General features: G+C 68.4%; 15 protein-coding genes. 8 read left to right on the forward strand and 7 right to left on the reverse strand.

What is annotated here, in order from left to right; translation table 11 throughout:
- Positions 1-46 precede the first annotated feature (46 nt).
- On the forward strand, positions 47-949 hold the full coding sequence (locus RIA68_02370; GenBank protein MEQ8316278.1) for a GC-type dockerin domain-anchored protein: 903 nt from the start codon (positions 47-49) through the stop codon (positions 947-949).
- A 140-nt stretch (positions 950-1089) separates the two neighbouring features.
- Here the strand turns inward: RIA68_02370 and RIA68_02375 are convergent, their stop codons facing one another.
- Positions 1090-2751 carry an MATE family efflux transporter gene (locus RIA68_02375; GenBank protein ID MEQ8316279.1) on the reverse strand — a complete coding sequence of 554 codons (1662 nt, stop codon included), beginning with the start codon at positions 2749-2751 and terminating at the stop codon, positions 1090-1092.
- A 208-nt stretch (positions 2752-2959) separates the two neighbouring features.
- On the opposite strand from RIA68_02375, the gene RIA68_02380 reads away from it, so the two are divergent.
- The 3 genes from RIA68_02380 (at position 2960) to RIA68_02390 (ending at position 6964) form a co-directional block, all read left to right on the forward strand.
- Positions 2960-4585 carry a S8 family serine peptidase gene (locus RIA68_02380; GenBank protein ID MEQ8316280.1) on the forward strand — a complete coding sequence of 542 codons (1626 nt, stop codon included), beginning with the start codon at positions 2960-2962 and terminating at the stop codon, positions 4583-4585.
- 216 nt (positions 4586-4801) lie between these two features.
- Positions 4802-5902 carry a GC-type dockerin domain-anchored protein gene (locus RIA68_02385; protein ID MEQ8316281.1) on the forward strand — a complete coding sequence of 367 codons (1101 nt, stop codon included), beginning with the start codon at positions 4802-4804 and terminating at the stop codon, positions 5900-5902.
- A 252-nt stretch (positions 5903-6154) separates the two neighbouring features.
- The gene (locus RIA68_02390; GenBank protein MEQ8316282.1) at positions 6155-6964 is read left to right on the forward strand and encodes a GC-type dockerin domain-anchored protein; all 810 of its coding nucleotides are present in this window, start codon (positions 6155-6157) and stop codon (positions 6962-6964) included.
- A gap of 115 nt (positions 6965-7079) precedes the next feature.
- Here the strand turns inward: RIA68_02390 and RIA68_02395 are convergent, their stop codons facing one another.
- Genes RIA68_02395 through RIA68_02410 form a run of 4 tightly spaced genes read right to left on the reverse strand, consistent with a single transcriptional unit; the run spans position 7080 to position 12199 of the window.
- A complete protein-coding gene (locus RIA68_02395) occupies positions 7080-8321 on the reverse strand; it encodes a M20/M25/M40 family metallo-hydrolase (GenBank protein ID MEQ8316283.1) in 1242 nt (413 codons plus the stop codon).
- Positions 8318-9211, reverse strand: coding sequence for a diaminopimelate epimerase (gene dapF / locus RIA68_02400; GenBank protein MEQ8316284.1), 894 nt, complete (start codon positions 9209-9211; stop codon positions 8318-8320). Before dapF ends, RIA68_02395 begins: the two co-directional genes overlap by 4 nt.
- 26 nt (positions 9212-9237) lie before the next feature.
- Positions 9238-10659 carry a M48 family metalloprotease gene (locus tag RIA68_02405; GenBank protein MEQ8316285.1) on the reverse strand — a complete coding sequence of 474 codons (1422 nt, stop codon included), beginning with the start codon at positions 10657-10659 and terminating at the stop codon, positions 9238-9240.
- Positions 10660-10672: 13 nt separating this feature from the next.
- Positions 10673-12199: a hypothetical protein gene (locus tag RIA68_02410; protein ID MEQ8316286.1), complete on the reverse strand. Its 1527-nt coding sequence runs from the start codon at positions 12197-12199 to the stop codon at positions 10673-10675.
- Between the two features lie 104 nt (positions 12200-12303).
- Here RIA68_02410 and RIA68_02415 point away from each other — a divergent pair, with 104 nt between their 5' ends.
- Entirely contained in the window at positions 12304-12609 is a 306-nt protein-coding gene (locus RIA68_02415) for a NifU family protein (GenBank protein MEQ8316287.1), read from the forward strand.
- Between the two features lie 362 nt (positions 12610-12971).
- Complete coding sequence (locus RIA68_02420; protein ID MEQ8316288.1) at positions 12972-13211, forward strand: carbon storage regulator; 240 nt, start codon at positions 12972-12974, stop codon at positions 13209-13211.
- Between the two features lie 79 nt (positions 13212-13290).
- Here RIA68_02420 and RIA68_02425 read toward each other — a convergent pair whose 3' ends face one another.
- Positions 13291-14433, reverse strand: coding sequence for a GC-type dockerin domain-anchored protein (locus tag RIA68_02425; GenBank protein MEQ8316289.1), 1143 nt, complete (start codon positions 14431-14433; stop codon positions 13291-13293).
- Between the two features lie 275 nt (positions 14434-14708).
- Here RIA68_02425 and RIA68_02430 point away from each other — a divergent pair, with 275 nt between their 5' ends.
- Together RIA68_02430 and RIA68_02435 are read left to right on the forward strand one after the other, a co-directional pair.
- Positions 14709-14993, forward strand: coding sequence for a hypothetical protein (locus RIA68_02430; protein ID MEQ8316290.1), 285 nt, complete (start codon positions 14709-14711; stop codon positions 14991-14993).
- 223 nt (positions 14994-15216) lie between these two features.
- On the forward strand, positions 15217-15873 hold the full coding sequence (locus tag RIA68_02435; protein MEQ8316291.1) for a hypothetical protein: 657 nt from the start codon (positions 15217-15219) through the stop codon (positions 15871-15873).
- A gap of 238 nt (positions 15874-16111) precedes the next feature.
- Here the strand turns inward: RIA68_02435 and ndk are convergent, their stop codons facing one another.
- A complete protein-coding gene (gene ndk, locus RIA68_02440; GenBank protein ID MEQ8316292.1) occupies positions 16112-16582 on the reverse strand; it encodes a nucleoside-diphosphate kinase in 471 nt (156 codons plus the stop codon).
- Between the last annotated feature and the right edge of the window lie 75 nt (positions 16583-16657).

Raw genomic sequence — 16657 nt, forward strand, 5'->3', positions numbered from 1 at the left:
GGAAAGGACGTGTAGCATGAACTTCGGTCGTTGTCGTCGAGCACGAATGCGTGGCGTCGTGGGCTCTGCAGTTGCACTCACAGTTGCCGCCGTCGCGGGCACGGCCAACGCCGATGAAATGTGGGGCGTCGACGCCGGGGGCGACGGCCTCTACCTGTGGGACAGCGATACGGCCCGCGTCAAGTACTTCATCGGGCCGCTCCACCCCGATCCGGCTCGGTTTACAACGCCGGTCTCGATGGCCGTGAGCGATCGGCGCGTCATCTACGTCCAGAACAACTCACCTCCAGGCGACGCGGGCCTGTGCACGGTCGATCCGCGCACCGGGCGCGCCACCTACATCGGTCCGGGGCTGGGCGTCGAGGGCGCCATCAGCTTCGGGCCCGGCGGGCGGCTGTATGGGTTCGATGCGCTCAAGCGCCTCTGTACCGTCAACCTCTCGACCGGCGCCGTGACCCGAGTGCCAGGGGCGCCACGGCTGCCGATCGTGTACGGCATGGACTACGACCCGGGTACGAACCGCTTCTACGCCATCACGTCGCCGTCCTCGGGTGCGACGCCCGACCTGCTGCAGATCGATCCGGCAACGGGCATCATCGTGAGCATCCGTGACACGGCGGTCTCGATCGTTGGCGTTCCAAAAGGCCTCTCCTTCAACGTCGACGGCGACCTGGTCATGACCAGTTCGGTGGCCGTTGCCTACGTGCTCGATCCGGCAACGGGGCAGGTGATGGAAGTCATCCGCGGCGCGCGACCCGAGCCGCAAGGGGTGGGCCTCGCCTGCCGTGGCGATTTCAACAAGTCGGGCAACGTCAACTTCCTGGACTTCCTCTCGTTCCAGAACGCGTTCGACGCCGGCGACCTCGCGGCCGACCTCGATTACGACGGCGTCCTGACCGTCTTCGACTTCCTCGAATTCCAGAACGTGTTCGCAGAGGGCTGCCGGTAGCCGGGTTCTCTACGGAACGATGATCGATGAAACAATCGAAACGGGCCGCATGTGCGGCCCGTTTCGTTCTCGCTTGGCATACGTACTCGTCAAGGCCTCGGATTCGGGTAGCTCGGCATCGTCGAAACTCCCCGATAGCTTCACACCCGAATCTTCGTCCAGGTTCCTTGTCCGAAGCGCACCGCAAAGACGATGCCACGGATGATGAGCTCGCTGCACAGGGCCAACCACAGGCGGGCGAGGCTCGGCTCCCAATCCAGGAACTCGCCCATCGGGTTGAGCAATTCTCCGCCGCCGAGAACGTCCGGCAACGGGAGGCGTACGCCGCTGACGAGGTACGCAGCAGGAAGGCGGATGCCGTACGTCGTGAACCAGGTCAGCCCCATGACCACGCGGACATCGCCCACGCCGCGAAGCGCCTGTCGGAACACGATCGCCAACGCGAAGGGAATCTGCACGACGCCGCAGATCATCAGCAGCGTCGGGACGACCTCGCGGTGCTCGGGCACCGGCGTCAGAACGTTGGTGATCTGCGTCGGAAACAAGAACATCAGCACGCCCAGGGTGCCCATGAGCAGCGACGCGAGCCCGGCGCAGGCCAGCACGCCGCGGATGGCGTGGCGGGGGCTCCCGGCGCCGAGGTACTGGCCCGCCAGCGTTGCGGCAGCGATGCCCATCGCAAAGCCCGGCAGGAAGCTGATGGCCTCGATGCGGATCGCCCACATGTGCGAACCCAGCAGGCCCGCGCTCTGGCCCGGCGTCGACTCGGCGAGCGTGCGCAGCGAATCCTTCGCGGCACCGGCGACCGAGAGCTGGGCCACGAAGAACACGATCGCGAAGTTGCCCACCCACATGCCCAGGGTCTCGAAGTAGTTGGGCAGCCCGAGTCGCACGAGGCGACGGATGGTGTGCCAGTGCGGGCGAAGCCGCCGAACGCGGAGCTTGACGCCCGAAGCGCCCGCAAAGCAGTAGCCCAGGATCATGAGCGCGCCAACCGCGTCGCCCGCGACCGTGCCGATGGCGATGCCCACGATGCCCAGGTCGAACGAGAACGGGTTGGCCAGCCCCGGCAGGTCGATGCCGCTGAGCGCCCAGCTCATGACGATGTTCACCACGTTGCGCGCGATCATGGCCCACAAAGGGCGCACCGAGTCTCCCGCCCCGCGCAGGCACGCGATGCCGCCGAACAGCAGCCCTGCCAGCGGCGTGCCCGCCGCGATCACCAGCATGTAGTACCGGAACGCCTTGGCCCCCGGCTCGCTCAGCCCCATGAACCCAGGGATCCAGGTCGTGCTGATGGCAACCAACGCGCCCACCGCGGCAGCAAGAATGGCGCCCAGCAGCAGGCACTGGGCCATCGCGGCGCCGGCAACGCCCATGCGGCCGCGACCGACCGAACGGCTGATGAGGCTCGTCGCCCCCATGCCCAGCGCCATGAACGTGAGCCCGATGAACCACATGATGTAGCTGGCGGCGCTGATCGCGTCGACGGCGTCGACTGCCGACACGCCCAGAGCACCAAGTCCGTCCTCGCTGCCCGAGCCGATCTGGCTCGAGAGCACCGTGTCGGTCAGGCCGACCAGGGCATTGAGGGCACTCTCGACGAGGATCGGCCAGCTGAGCACCCAGATTGCCATGGGCATGCTCAGGCCCTTGAGGCGGCCCGACCGCAACCGGCCGTGGGCGTCCAACCCCTTCGCTTCGGCCGGCGGGCCGCGCAGGATGTCCACAACGCCCATGGCATTACGCCAGTCGAGGGAGCCGGCGATGCGAGCGAGCGTGCTGGAGCGGGTGGGCGTCATGGCAAGACTCGAAACCAAGGCGGCCGAGAGGCCGTAACGGGAACTGGGACGTTAGGGAGCGTCCGACCCCGAGTCGGCCCGCCATGCTCCCGACGGGGCGATCCCCGCACCATCGTCCGACAATCCCGGCCCGGAGGGACGCTCCGAGGCCGGCGACCCTGCCCGCGTACAACCACCGCGACCGAGCGATGCACACGAGGAGCCCACGATGCCCGACGTACGAGCCGTTGCCACACTCCTCCTGGTCGTCGTTGCAACGATCGCACACGCCGGTCCGCAGGCGCTCGAGCCGCGCGAGCCATTCCGGAAGTTCGAGTTGGCCGATCGGCCCATGCACCCGCACCGCCTCGTGGTCAAGTTCCACGACCACGTCGGTGCTCGGACAACGGGAGATGGCACGCTCGCGAGCATTCGCGGCATCGATCTCGGTGGCCTGATCGCGACGCTGCGGGCCTCGACCGACGTGCCCGTGCGCTTCGAGCCGCTGGTCGAGCTCACCGAGGCGCAGCTCCAGCACGTGCTGGGCGACGCCGCGGCCAAGAGTGGTCGCGCCCAGCCGGACCTCGGCGCGATCATGGTCGTGCGAGTCGACGACGCCGACGTCATGAACGTCGCGCGGACGCTCCATGCCAGCGACCTGGTCGAGTACGTGCACTTCGAGCAGCTCTGGCCCGAGCCGCCGAGCGGACCGAACGCCTGCAGCGACATCGCACCGGCCACGCCGCAGATGTCGCAGTTCCAGGACTATCTGGACGAGGCGCCGGGCCTGGGGATGGATGCCGCCTGGGCGCACCCGGGCGGTGATGGGGCCGGCGTGCGCATCGCAGATTGCGAGTACTGGTACCGGCCCGACCACGAAGACCTGTGCGACGTGATTCCCGAGCCGGGGCAACTCCCCAATCCGGACATCATCGCACGGGGATGGCACGAACACGGCACGGCCGTCCTGGGACAGCTCGTCGGCGGCGATAACGCCTACGGCGTGCGCGGCATCGCGCCCGAGGCCGAGGCATGGTTCTTCCCCGAGTCTTCGGCCAGCGATCCGTTCCGGCGCGTCGCGGCGGTCACCAACGCCATCGCCACCATGGACGCGGGCGACGTCGTGCTCCTGGAGATGCAGGCCTTCGGGCCGGGCGGAGACTTCGCGCCCGCCGAGATCGACCCGAGCATCTGGCAGGTGACGCGGGTGGGCGTCGATCGTGGCGTCGTCGTCGTGGCAGCCGCCGGCAACGGCAACCAGAATCTCGACTCGAGCTCCTACGCCGAGTACCGGTCACGGGGCAACAGCGGCGCCATCATCGTCGGTGCCGGTACATCGACCTCGGCCCACAGCAAGCTTGGCTTCAGCACCTACGGCAGCCGCGTGAACGTCCAGGGATGGGGCCAGAACGTGTTCACCGCGGGCTACGGCGACTTCGCCATCGTGGGCGGCGATCGGGACCAGAGCTACACGGCTTTCTTTGCAGGCACCAGTTCGGCCTCGCCGTTCATTGCTGGGCTTGCCGCGTCACTCCAGGGCATCTCGAAGGCCGCCACCGGCGAGCCGCTCGCCCCGGACGAGCTACGACAGCTCTTGATCGATACCGGCAGGCCGCAGGGCGGGGGTGGTCATATCGGACCTTTTCCAGCCGCGGCCGCCGCGGTCGATGCGCTGCTCGCCTCCCTCTGCCGGGCAGACTTCGATGGTGACGGGGAGTTGACGCTGTTCGACTTCCTTGCCCTCCAGAGCAGCTTTGCCTCGGGAGAAGCGCGGGCAGACTTCGACGGCGACGGTTTGCTGACGATCTTCGACTTCCTGGCGTTCCAATCGGCGTTCGAATCTGGCTGTCCCTAAGGGCTCCAAACGCAGGAAGCTGACAGCAAAATTCTGGGTTTCATGTATGCAAATGGGCTTCCATCCTGACCCGAAATCGGGTATACCTATGGGAGAGGACCGCGCGCGACCCCCAGGGGTGGGGCCGGCGACGGTCCGTGTCCGGCCGCCGATGGCCTTCACTGGCCGACGCGCCGGGACCTTGGCCGCTTGAAGACAAGCCTAAGGAGAGGTGATATGGATCGCATCGCTTCGACCGTTTCTGTTCTTGCGCTGCTCGCCGCCAGCGGCATGGCCCTTGGCCAGCACACCGACGGCGCCACCCTGACCGAGGAGGCGGTGCCGTCCGACCGGGCCGGCTGGCTGGCCCTCGGCGACGCGTTGTTCACGCCAGAGAACGTGAGCATCCTGACGGGCGACACCGGCAACCTGGGCATCGAGTTCGCCTGGGGCTACTACTGGGTGACCCACAACGGCGCCTTCGCCACCGGCACTCAGGTGCTCGTCCAGTTCGACTCCGACTGGAACGAGGTCGAGAGCTACCTGCAGCTGACCAACTCGCCCTCGTGGGGCCAGCGCGACGGTGCCTCGATCGAGAGCGAGAACCTCCTGTTCTTCGGCGCCGAGGGCGGCGAGCTCTGCGAGTACGTGTTCGATCCGGGCACGCAGCGCCTGGACCTCGGCGCCTCGACGCTCGGAACCTCGGGCGCTCTGGGCACCGTCCGTGCCCTGGCTTACGACCCGACCCGCGAGCAGTTCTACACCAAGAACTTCGGCGACACCATCCAGATCCTCGATCGTGATGGCTTCCTGCTGGACCTGATCGCCGCCGACCCGTCGGCCTACGGCGCCGCGTACGACGCCGTCAACGACACGGTGTGGTTCTACTCCTACATCGACGTGGCCGCGGGCACGACCATCCCCAACACCCGTGCGGTCGAGTGGGATCCGGACACCCAGGTCCTCACCGGTCGTGAGTTCGACGCGGTCGGCTCGTCGCCGTCGGCGACGATCGTGTACCACCTTCCCGGTGGTTTCGACATCCACACCGAGGGCGATTGCACCTACGCGATCGCCATGAACCAGGGCGGCGACGACGACGGCCTCGGCGGCACCGTCGACCTCGACTTCGTCAGCTTCTGGGAGATCGCCGGCGATTGCGCCGGTGGCGGTTGCCGCGCTGACCTCGACGGCGACGGCGAGCTGACGCTCTTCGACTTCCTGACCTTCTCGAACCTGTTCGACGCCGGCGACCTGACCGCCGACTTCGACGGCGACGGCGTGCTGACGCTGTTCGACTTCCTGACCTTCTCCAACGAGTTCGACGCCGGCTGCTGATCGACCCCGGGTCGTTCGACATCCAGTAACACACACGCGGCCCCGAATCTCTATCAGATTCGGGGCCGTGTTGCGTTCATGATCGGTCTCGGCGTAGCAGCATCTTGCTCCCGACGCCGAAACGTCGCTTGGTCGTGAAACTCTCGCCGTCCCGTTGGCTAATGGCACAGTGTCCGTGTTGCCATGGCCTCGGCTACGCGTCCGGGGAGGGACGAGGGAGGCCTTCCTTTTCCCCAGAGGGAGGATCATCAGATGTATTCAAAGATTGCAGTTCCCGCGGCGTTCACGCTGCTCGTTGCCGGCACGGTCCAGGCCGATCCGGTGCGTCTGTCGCACAGCGTCGAGGAGTTCCTCGTCACCGGCGGCACCGCCATCGCCTGTGCCTCGACCGGCACGCCGCAGACGTCCAGCGATAACCAGTTCTGGCGGGCGTTCACGCTGAGCGATTTCGGCATTACCGAGGCCGTCACGATCGAGAACCTTGAGATCGGCATCGAGAATCTCGCGCTGCCGACGCTCATCGAGCTCGATGTCACCATCAATCTCTACCAGGCGCCCGGCGGTTCAACTCCGGCGTTCGGGCTCGATCTCGTTGGCACGACGGTCGCGACGCTCACGGACCGTGCCCTTGAGGTCATCACCGTCGACGTGTCCGGCGTTGTCAACGCCGACAACGCTCTCATCGTCGAGATCAACGTGCCGAACCTCCAGGACCTGTCGGGCGGTCTGACCGGCGACGTGTACTTCCCTGGTGCCAACTCGTTCGGCGAGACCGACCCGAGCTACATCAGCTCCACCGGCTGTGGCACGGCCAGCCCGACCGCCTACGGCGACATCGGCTTCCCTGACGTTCACCTGATCATCATCGCCAATGGTGAGACCGGTGGCGTTGCCTGCCGCGTCGATCTCGACGGCGACGGCGAACTGACGCTCTTCGATTTCCTGACCTTCTCGAACCTGTTCGATGCCGGCGACCTAGCCGCCGACTTCGACGGCGACGGCGTGCTCACGATCTTCGACTTCCTGACCTTCTCGAACGAATTCGACGCCGGCTGCCCGTAAGCCGCGACACCGTTCTCGTTCATCACGCAAAGTCCTGGTCAGCCATCATCCTCCCCGAGGCTGACCGTTCCGGGCGAGTTCCGCATCGCGGGCTCGCCCGGGCTTGTTGCGTTCTTCAGACCGCTCGACTCAGACGCGAGATGAGCACCGCGAGTAACTGGCAGCGCTCAACGAGGCTCGCCAACTCGATCCACTCTGTAGGAGTGTGCAGCCCGCCGCCTCGCACGCCGAGCGTGTCGATCGTCGGCAGCCCCGCGTCTTGCAGGATGTTGCCGTCGCACACCCCACCGGTACTAGCGAACGGCAGGCTCTGTCCGAGCACCTCGGCGACGGACCGGGCGTGGAGCGCGAGTGCTTCGGTCGCTGCAGTCAGCGGCTTCGCCGGACGGTTGAACGAGCGTCGGACGATGATGGCGGCTTGGTCGTGTTCGCAGGCCGTGTTCGGTGTTGCCAAAACGTCGAGAGCGGCACCCATGCGATCGCCGACTTCCTGATTCGGGTACCGCGCATTGCCCCAAGCTGCGGCGTGATCGGGGACGGCGTTCGTGGCGGTTCCTCCCTCGACGGGGCCGACGCTCATGATGTACGAGCCTTCCTTGGTCGGGTCGGCCATGTCGCCGACCGCGGCGATCGCGCGGGCCAATGCCGTCACGGCACTCACGCCTCCGCGGAAGTCTCGCCCGACGTGGGATGAGCGCCCGAGGGCCTCGATCATGAACTGGCCGCTGCCCATCCGCTCGATGGCGAGTTCGCCACCGGGAAGTGCGGGCTCGAGTGCGAGGCCGAAGTCATGCTGGTTTGCCTGATCGCGCAGCGCCGCCTCGCTGTGGTAGCTGCCGGTCTCCTCGTCGGCGTTGAGCAGGTACGTCCAGCTCGCGGGCACGCCGGCTTCTTCCAGGCTCTCGAGCGCGCACGCGGCGATGACGAGCCCACCCTTCATGTCGACGCAGCCCGGGCCGACCGCGGTTGCGCCGTCCTCGGCGACCGTGAGTTCTTGGAACGGGCCGCCGGCGGGGTGCACGGTGTCGAGGTGGCCGGCGATGAGGACTCGACGCATTCCGGGCCGCAGCCGACCCAACACGGCGGTTGGTGGCACGCCGTCCGCGGCTGCGCCGCGTAGCCAGTCGGGCCGGTCGTCGCCCGGAACGAGTGTTGAGGTCGCGCCGAGCTTCGCCATGCGTTCGGTGAACACCTGCCTCGTGGCCTCGATGCCCTCGCCGCCGCCGGGGCCCGTCGGCGTCTCGACGTGGCGCCTCAGATCGTCGAGAAGAAAGCCGGCCTTCGACTCGATGATGTCGCAGGCGCTTCGTTCTTCTCTGGTCAATTCAATCTGGGTCGCTTCTCGTTCGGTCTTCACGGTGACAGCATAGCCGCCGGCGAACGGCTCCAGTCTCCATCGAACACGAAGGTCGCCGGTCCGGTCTGACGAACGACGCCGTCGCCGCCGGCTGATTCTGGCTTCCACGACACGCGCAGATCGCCGCCCGGAAGGGAGAGCACCGCCTCGTGGTCGAGCAATCCCGCCAGCACGCCGGCGACCAGCACGGCGCACGCGCCGGTGCCGCATGCCCGTGTCGGGCCCGAGCCGCGTTCCCAGGTGTGGACGATCGCGTGGGCTCGCGAAACGATGCGAACGAGGTGTGCGTTGGTTCGTTCCGTAAACGCCGGATGGTGTTCGATCACCGGTCCGAGGCGGCGTGACTCTGCGGCGAGATCTTCCCCGAGCCATCGGTTGTCGGACGCGAAGGCCACGGCGTGCGGATTCCCCATCGAGACGGCGGAGAAGACCAGTAAGCTGCCTTCGACGTCGATGCTCGGTGGGCCCTGGGACCGAAGCGATGATGCGTCGACGTGACAGTCGGCGAGCGCGAGGCCCGGCGTGCCCATGTCGACGCAAGCCCGGCCGTCTTCCAGTGGTTCGCACTGCAGCACACGCCGGCCCGACTCGATGCGGAGGGTGGCGGTGCGCATGCCCAGACGCTCGCGCGCAAACCGGGCAACGCACCGCGTGCCGTTGCCGCAAGCGTCCGACTCGCTCCCGTCGGCGTTGAACGTTCGCATCCGAGCGTGGTTGATGTCGTGCCTTGGCGGGCAGATGAGGATGACGCCATCACCGCCGATGCCGGTATGCCGATCGCTCAATTCGATCGCGAGGGCCGGCCAATCCATGTGCTCGAGCGCGGGCTCGGTCAGCGCGTCGACATAGACGTAGTCGTTGCCCAAGCCGTGCATCTTGGTGAACCGCATGCCGCCCTCCATGCGCGAGCGCGTGGTCAAAGCGAGAACCAACCCTGCCACAGGCCGACCAGCATGACGGTCCCCGCGATCGCAAGCGTCGTGAGCGTAGCCAGCCGGAGCGTGAATACCCGCCGGTCAACCGGGAGGCGCCGGCTGGGCAGGCCAGCCAGACGCGCGAGTGCCCGCTGGCGTTGACGGACCGAGCCGTGGCGAAAGCCCCAGCGGTTCGGATCAACGCCGTTGAGCGCACACACGCGGTCGAGTGCGGCGGCCATCGAGTCGGGGCCGCCCTGGTGCACGATTGCCGGGTCGTCTTCGTTTTCGCGGGCGATGGCCGTGCTCAGGGCGACGGCCGCCCGTGCGTCGGCGTGCCGCTCGATGAGCCGGCTGATGGCCCCGAAGCCCAGCACGGCTGCGGTGGCGACGAGCAGCAAAGCTGACAGTTCCGCCAGGCCGCGCCCGAGACCGGCGTTCTGGCCGAACCACGCGAGGGCGGGCTCGACCAGACCCAGGGCGGTCACGAGGGCCAACATCGCCAGCACGATCCACAGCACGTGGTGCTGGCGGACGTGCGCGAGCTCGTGGGCGACGACGGCGTCGAACTCGTGCCGGGGCATGCCCTGCAGCAGCGGCTCGGTGACCAGCATGTAGCGAGCCCATGGCAGGAGGCCCAGGATGGCCGCATTGGCCGACGGATGGGCCCACAGCCGCACGCCCGTGATGCGCGCCCCCATCTGGTCGCACAGCGTGGCGATGCGTTGGCGGGCCTCTCCATCGCCGAGCGAGCGGGTTCCGAGCACGCGCACGATGATGGCAGGCGAGAACGCGACGATGGCGATCGTGCCCGCGATATCGATCGTGCGCCAGGCGAGCGCCGGCTGGCCCCCGAGCACGTACTCGACCGTCTCGTGCCAGCAGACGATCAGCAGCACCGGTACGAGCGGCATCGCCAGCATCGCCCGGGCTCGGCTGATGGTTGCCTCCCAGCGCGTCGGCGGACGCTCGACCAGGCCTCCCGCATCGAGCTCGCGGACGAGCATTGCCTGCCGCATGCGGTCGTGCAGCGGATGCTCGGCCCAGGTAATCGCAAGCAGCGCGAGCAGCGGGGGGGCGGCGGCGGCCATCTCGTCTAGACCGATCCACGCTCCCATCAGCGACTCGACGGCGCCGAGGCCGTTGGACGTCACGCTCCAGATTGCGAAGGGCAGGACGACGAGCCAGCGGAGCTTTTCGCTCAGGCCGAGCCCGCGGCGAAGCAAACGCCACGAACCGCGATAGGCCGCCGCCCGCGCGCATGCGGGCAGGGCGACGAGCGCCACGGACGCCACCAGGAACGACCACCCGGCGGCGACCACGAACTGCCACCCCGAGCCCTCGCTCGCGGCGCCACGCGCGGCGGCGAGGTCGTTGCCCAGCAGCAGGCCCACGAGGATGATCAGGACGTGGATGCTGGGCACGAGGCGGGGCCGATCAGTTGCCGTTCATGATGGACGGCACGCGTGGCAGGGCGCCCAGGTCGACGCTAGCGGGCGCATCGATGTAGGCGTCGACGTTCAGCTCGTCCTCGTTGATGGAGGTCATGACCACGCCCAGGCGGCCCTGGGCGCGGGCTTGGGCGAAGTCTTCGGCGCTCGGTCCGGCGAAGCGGCTGTTTCGCTTTCGCATCACGTGGAAGTGGTACATCGCCAGGGCCCGCACGCTCTGCTCGACCATGTCAGAAGACGCAACGAACTGGTCGTCGCCCTTGCGATGCTGCGGTCGAGGCGGGTACATCTGGGCGACGAACCGGCCCGAGCCATCGACGAACAGCAGCCCGCCGTACTCGGTGGTGTCGTCCTCGCGGTCCATCTCGACCTGCTCGAAGATGCGGCGCATGACCTCGGGATCGTGCAGCGCGACGTCGACGGCGAGCATGCCCAGCAGGTCGCCCCAGGTCAGCATGGGCGCGCTCACGTCGAGCGAATCTGGGATGCCGCGGAGCTCGCGCGTGTCGGCGCGGCGTGGGGTGGTCTCGCGATCGCCGATGCGCGCCCGGAGGCGGCCCTCGAGCTGCAGGCGCGTATCGCGCATCCAGGGCTCGCGGTAGACCGAGGCCCACCGCACGGCTTCGAGGTTGCGCAGCTTCAGGCCCTCGGCCTGTTCGGGGCTAAGCCGCGCCACGGCCTGGGCGGTCTCCTGCCACCACGGACCGTCGGCGTCCTGGTACAGCGTCATGAGCCAGCGCAGTTCCTCGCCGTTGCGGGGCACGACGCCCAGCTCGCTCAGGCCGCGCCGGATCGCCCGCAGCGTCTGGGCGCCTTGCTGGTCGGTGGGCAGGTCGGCTCGGGACAGGACTTCGCGTCGCGCCTCTCCGCTGGGGTCGAGCCGCGCGAGCAGGTCCCAGGCCGCCTCGCGGGCGCGGGCGTCCAGGTCGATCGATCCGAGGGTGCCCTGCCGCGGACTGAGGAACACGCGCGTGGCGATGAGCTCGAGCGAGGCGTCGGGGTTGAGCGACTCGAGGATCACCCGCTCGACGCGGTCCGCGTCGGCGATCTCGGCGTCCTCGATGGCATAGGAACGCACGAACGCGGCGGTGAGGTCCTGCCAGCCTCGCGAGACCGCCTGGCGTCCCATCCGGCGGATGACCTGGTAGTCCTGCTCGGTGGGCACGCGGGCGCGGATAAAGTTCTCCGAGTCTTGCAGGCCCGACCACGAGTCGTCGCTCATGAGCAGGTCGACGGCGGCGTGTCGGAGCTCCTGGGGCGTCTGGGCGCTCCAGACGAGGTCCTTGAGCGGGCCGCGGATGGGCCGGCGGTTGCCGTCGGCCTCTTCCCAGGCCACCCGCATCGCCGCCACGCGGTCGGGCACCCGCAACTCGGGATTCTGGAAGTCGGTGAGCGGGTCGCCGCTGACCTGCTGGGTGCGGCTCGCGCACGCCGGAAGGAGGATCGTGGCCGCGGCGAGCAAGCCGAGGCAGACGCTGAGAAATACGACGTTCGGTGCTGCGGATCGCTGCATGGTGCAATACTATCGGTAGGCGAACGCCGATCGTCCCAGCCTGCGGGCGAGATGGCCCAGGGGCGTGTCCCGCCTCGCCGCCGACCCACGGAGGACCGCCAGCCTTGGCCAAGGAACACAGCCTGCCCCAGGCCGATCAGAACGCCTCGAGCCGAGGCCCGGGCGGCCCCGCGCCCTCGGGCAGCTCGGAGGAGCGGGTGCGGCAGGTGATCGAGCAGATCCGCCCGAGCATCCAGGCCGACGGGGGGGACGTGGAGTTCCTCGAGTTCACCGGCGAGGGCGTGGTCCGCATCCGGCTGCACGGGGCCTGCGTGGGCTGCCCCAGCAGCAGCCTGACGCTCCAGATGGGCCTGGAGCGGAACCTCCGCGAGCACGTGCCCGAGGTCGAGGCGGTCGAAGCCATCGACTGAGGCCCGCCCGGCACTCGGGCCAACATGAAACGACCCCGAGCGACGGTCGCCGAACGTCTTGCCCAGATTGACAGACACCGACCGGCTGGCTCGCGCTAAGTCGTTGGACGCCAGCGATCTGCGCGTTATCGGGGACGAACGGGGGGCCGCGGACGAAATTTCGCGCGATTGATGGGCCTGTCGGTTACACTCGACCGTTGTTGGCCCGTATGACCGGTGGTGGGATCGCGGATCCTGGGATGGACCCGGGTGCCGCGGGTCATTGAGTCGGAGTGGGAAGAGGGATGGCGGCCCATGGTGGGGCCGCCGCGGACCGGCAGGAGAGGCCGGCCTCCGCAAAAGAGCCGCATGGTGGTGCTGCGATGCTTGTGATCACGAGGCGTGAGGGCGAGGAAGTGGTGGTCGGCGACCCGAAGAACCCCATCGGGGTCGTTCGGATCGCCTCGATCAAGGGCGACCGCATCCGGCTTGCCTTCGACTTCCCCAGGACCATCGACGTGCACCGGCGGGAGGTCGCCGAGCAGATCGCGGCCGAGGGCGACGACGAGACGCCCGCGCCCGAGATCGAGGTGCGCATCAAGGACGCTGCGGCGCCGGCGTAGCGAGACTTCCAGATGGCACATGGCCAGATGGCAGATTCCGGAATCTGCCATCTGGCCATGTGCTATCTGGAGATCTTCTCTAAGGGCAGCCGGCGTCGAAGGCGTTCTGGAAGGCGAGGAAGTCGAAGATGGTGAGCGAGCCGTCGCCGTCGAAGTCGGCGAGCGGGTCCATGAGGTCGAAGAGGTTCTGGAAGGCGAGGAAGTCGAAGATGGTGAGGTCGCCGTCGCCGTCGAGGTCGGCGCGGCACGCCGCCATCGGCCTGGTCCACACATGCGCCGCTTGGGTGAACGTCCCTCGCGCCTGGCCCACGACATACAGCGTCTGGCCGTCGTGCCAGATATCGGTGGTGGCCACACGATCGAACCCATCGGGGATCGGCAGCAATTCACGCGACGCGGCGGTGCCGTTCCAGACCACGGGCAGGGTGGCATCCACGCCCACCTGCCACCCATCGTGCATCGCGTAGATGACGCCCGTGCCCAGGTTCTCCCACGACTCGGCCGTGCCACGCCACAGGGCCGCGTGCGGCACGCCATCGATCCACACCTCGCCCCCCTGGACGCCCGCGTCGGCGGCGTTGGCCGAGGACCGCGAAGCGCCGGCGGGGTGGAGGTCGACCCAGGAATCGGCGGTGCCCCGCCAGAGCCCCGCGCGCCGCGTCTCGTCGAACAGCGCGCTGCCGACCTGCACGCCGTCGTGGACGCCCAGGGCCAGCGACACCCGGGCGCCCGCGGGCATGAGATCGACCACCGAGGCCGCCGTGCCGGTCCACAGCGCGGCGCGCTCGGTGACCGGCTCGGTCCAGGTCCAGCCGACCTGCTGCCCGCCGTGGGTGGCAACCGCCGTGGAGTGCGAGATCCCGTGGCGATCCTGGGTGTGCAGGCTGACCCACGTGTCCGCCGACCCGCTCCACAGGCTCGCACGATTCTCATAGATCCCATAGAACGATCGCAAGTAGTTCACTGACCCGACCTGCTGTCCCTCGTGCGCACCCAGGCACTGCGAGCCGTGCTGCAGCGACGGGGGCTGGAGGCTGACGAAAGAATCGGGCGCGTACTCGCTCCAGAACCCGGCCTCGCCGTTGCTGCCCACCGGGACGCCGCCGTCGATCCCATGCACGGACGCAAAGGGCTCGCCGGGCACCTGCAAGCTGGTGTACTCCCATTGGCCGCACGCGACCGACGGCGCGAGCGCCAGCGTTGCGATCCCCGCTCGTGCCATGCGAGTCCTCGCTCGTGCCATGCGAATGCCCTCCTGCGTCTCTGGCCGGACCCCGAGCGATCCCACGCTCGCCCCCACGCCCCCACGCCCACCGCGCCCACCGCGCCTTGCCCCTCGCCAGGGCGGCCCCTCTCGATCTGGCGAACAAGTCTATCACCGGCCCGAGGGCAACGCCCTGGGATCACGCCCCAAGCCCCGGCGGCCGCATCCGCCCGAGCGGGCGTGGGCGGGCCTCGCACCAGGGCCGTGATCGCCCGGGGGAGCACGACCCGGGCGTGAAGAAGCATCACGGGGGCGTGGAGGGCCACGACACCAGCGTGAACCGACGCGACGAGGGCGTGAGGGAACACGACCAGGGCGTGAACCGACACGACCAAGGCGTGATGGGACATCATGAGAGCGTGGACCAACACGACCAAGGCGTGAAGGAACATGACCAAGGCCTGAAGGAACATGACCAAGGCGTGAAGGAACACGACCTCGGTGCACGCCACGATGACCTCCGGCGTCGGTTCTGGGACGGCCGTGCGTGGTTCTTGGACGAAACCCAGCGGTTCTAGGACGCGCCGTGAGTTTTTTTTGGGTTGCGCTGGATGGCGCGCTCGATCGGACCCGTGGATCGGGCGATGCAACGCTCGGACGCGGGCGATGGTCGGCCGCGTGCACGGATGCATCAGCAACCACGAGGTTCGCCATGAATGCACGCATCGCGATCGTCCTTTCTCCGTCCGCACCCTGCACGCCCGTCCTTCGCACGGCGTGCGTCCTGGAAGGCGGTGCGTCATGAGCGTGGTGCCAGATAGCCGCAGCGACGCCATCGACTGGTTCACCAACCGCCTGAGCGCCTGGAGCGCCGACCCGGCCGGCATCGGCCTCACCGAGGCCCTCGTCAACGAGCTGGCCGCAGCGACTGCCGCGGCTTCTTCGGCCAGGACCACCGCAGAGCAGGCCAACGACGCCAAGCTCGCGGCCTCGCAGAACTTCCGCAACCAGACCGACGCCATGCGCGAGATCGGCGTCGGGCTCGTGCAGAAGATCCGCGGCTTCGCCAAGGCGACCGGCGACGAGTCGGTCTACGCCACCGCGCTGCTGCCCGACCCGGCAACGCCCGAGCCCACCCCGGCCCCGGGCACGCCCACGGACTTCGAGGTGTCGCTCCGCCAGGACGGCTCGGTTGAGCTGGCCTTCCGCTGCGACAACCCCGGCAACGTGTTCGGCGTGACGTACGACGTCTGGCGCCAGGACGAGCCGCAGGGCAACTTCAACTACCTGCTGACGGCCGGCGAGCGCCGCTTCACCGACAGCACCGTGCCCGCGGGCACGGCGGTGGCGACGTACCGCGTGCAGGCCCGCCGCTCGACCCAGGCCGGCGGCCCGGCGCTCTTCGCCGTGCGCTTCGGCGTGGGCGGCAACGGGCAGGCGACGGCGGAAGCGGCGTAGGCCGAGGCGTGTTGCACGTCCACCGCCCCGGCGGAGCGCCCCGAAGACGGGTCGCTGCGCCGGGGCTCGTCTATGTAGGTTGTTCTTGAGGCGCTCGCGTTGCTTGCTTGCGGGCTGCGCCCGGGCGGCCGGGGGGCCGCCGCGCCTGCGCATGCGCTGTCGCTCGAGGACTCGCTCGGCGGATGCTGCGGCGGTGGGCGCTGTGGGTGCAGTGGGCGGTGGGCGCCGGGCCGTCGAACTACTCCGGCGAGCCGCTCGAGTAGTCGTACACCCACTGGCTCATCGCGCGCTCGTAATCGAGGACTTCGCCGTCCTTGAAGAACAAACCCAGCTCGCGCTTCGCGGCCTCGGGGCTGTCGCTGCCGTGGATGAGGTTGAAGCTGTTCGACACGCCGAAGTCGCCGCGGATCGTCCCGGCGTCGGCCTTGGAGCCGAACGTCGCGCCCATCATCGAGCGGCTGATGGCGATGGCGCCGATGCTGCGGATGGCCATGACCAGCACCGGGGCGCCGGTCATGAAGCGGACGAGGCCGTCGTAGAAGGGCTTGCCGGCGTGGTCCTTGTAGTGCTCGGCGGCCAGCTCCGGGCTGATCTTCATGAGCTTGCAGCCGACGACCTGGAGGCCCTTGTCCTCGAAGCGGCTGATGATGCGGCCCATGAGGCCCCGCTGGACGGCGTCGGGCTTGAGGATGATGAGGGTGGTTTCCATGTCGGTGGGGCTCCTGTCGGGCTGATCGGGGTGGGGTCGCGAGTCTCGGTTCGGGCCGCAAGGGTAGGGGGCGGC

The organism is Phycisphaerales bacterium (assembly GCA_040217175.1).
Lineage (GTDB): Bacteria > Planctomycetota > Phycisphaerae > Phycisphaerales > UBA1924 > JAHCJI01.

Excerpts from the sequence above, each read along its gene's own strand:
- RIA68_02370 (MEQ8316278.1), top strand. The coding sequence starts at position 47 with ATGCGTGGCGTCGTGGGCTCTGCAGTTGCACTCACAGTTGCCGCCGTC.
- RIA68_02375 (MEQ8316279.1), bottom strand. The coding sequence starts at position 2,751 with ATGACGCCCACCCGCTCCAGCACGCTCGCTCGCATCGCCGGCTCCCTC.
- RIA68_02380 (MEQ8316280.1), top strand. The coding sequence starts at position 2,960 with ATGCCCGACGTACGAGCCGTTGCCACACTCCTCCTGGTCGTCGTTGCA.
- RIA68_02385 (MEQ8316281.1), top strand. The coding sequence starts at position 4,802 with ATGGATCGCATCGCTTCGACCGTTTCTGTTCTTGCGCTGCTCGCCGCC.
- RIA68_02390 (MEQ8316282.1), top strand. The coding sequence starts at position 6,155 with ATGTATTCAAAGATTGCAGTTCCCGCGGCGTTCACGCTGCTCGTTGCC.
- dapF (MEQ8316284.1), bottom strand. The coding sequence starts at position 9,211 with ATGCGGTTCACCAAGATGCACGGCTTGGGCAACGACTACGTCTATGTC.
- RIA68_02410 (MEQ8316286.1), bottom strand. The coding sequence starts at position 12,199 with ATGCAGCGATCCGCAGCACCGAACGTCGTATTTCTCAGCGTCTGCCTC.
- RIA68_02420 (MEQ8316288.1), top strand. The coding sequence starts at position 12,972 with ATGCTTGTGATCACGAGGCGTGAGGGCGAGGAAGTGGTGGTCGGCGAC.
- RIA68_02425 (MEQ8316289.1), bottom strand. The coding sequence starts at position 14,433 with ATGGCACGAGCGGGGATCGCAACGCTGGCGCTCGCGCCGTCGGTCGCG.
- RIA68_02435 (MEQ8316291.1), top strand. The coding sequence starts at position 15,217 with ATGAGCGTGGTGCCAGATAGCCGCAGCGACGCCATCGACTGGTTCACC.
- ndk (MEQ8316292.1), bottom strand. The coding sequence starts at position 16,582 with ATGGAAACCACCCTCATCATCCTCAAGCCCGACGCCGTCCAGCGGGGC.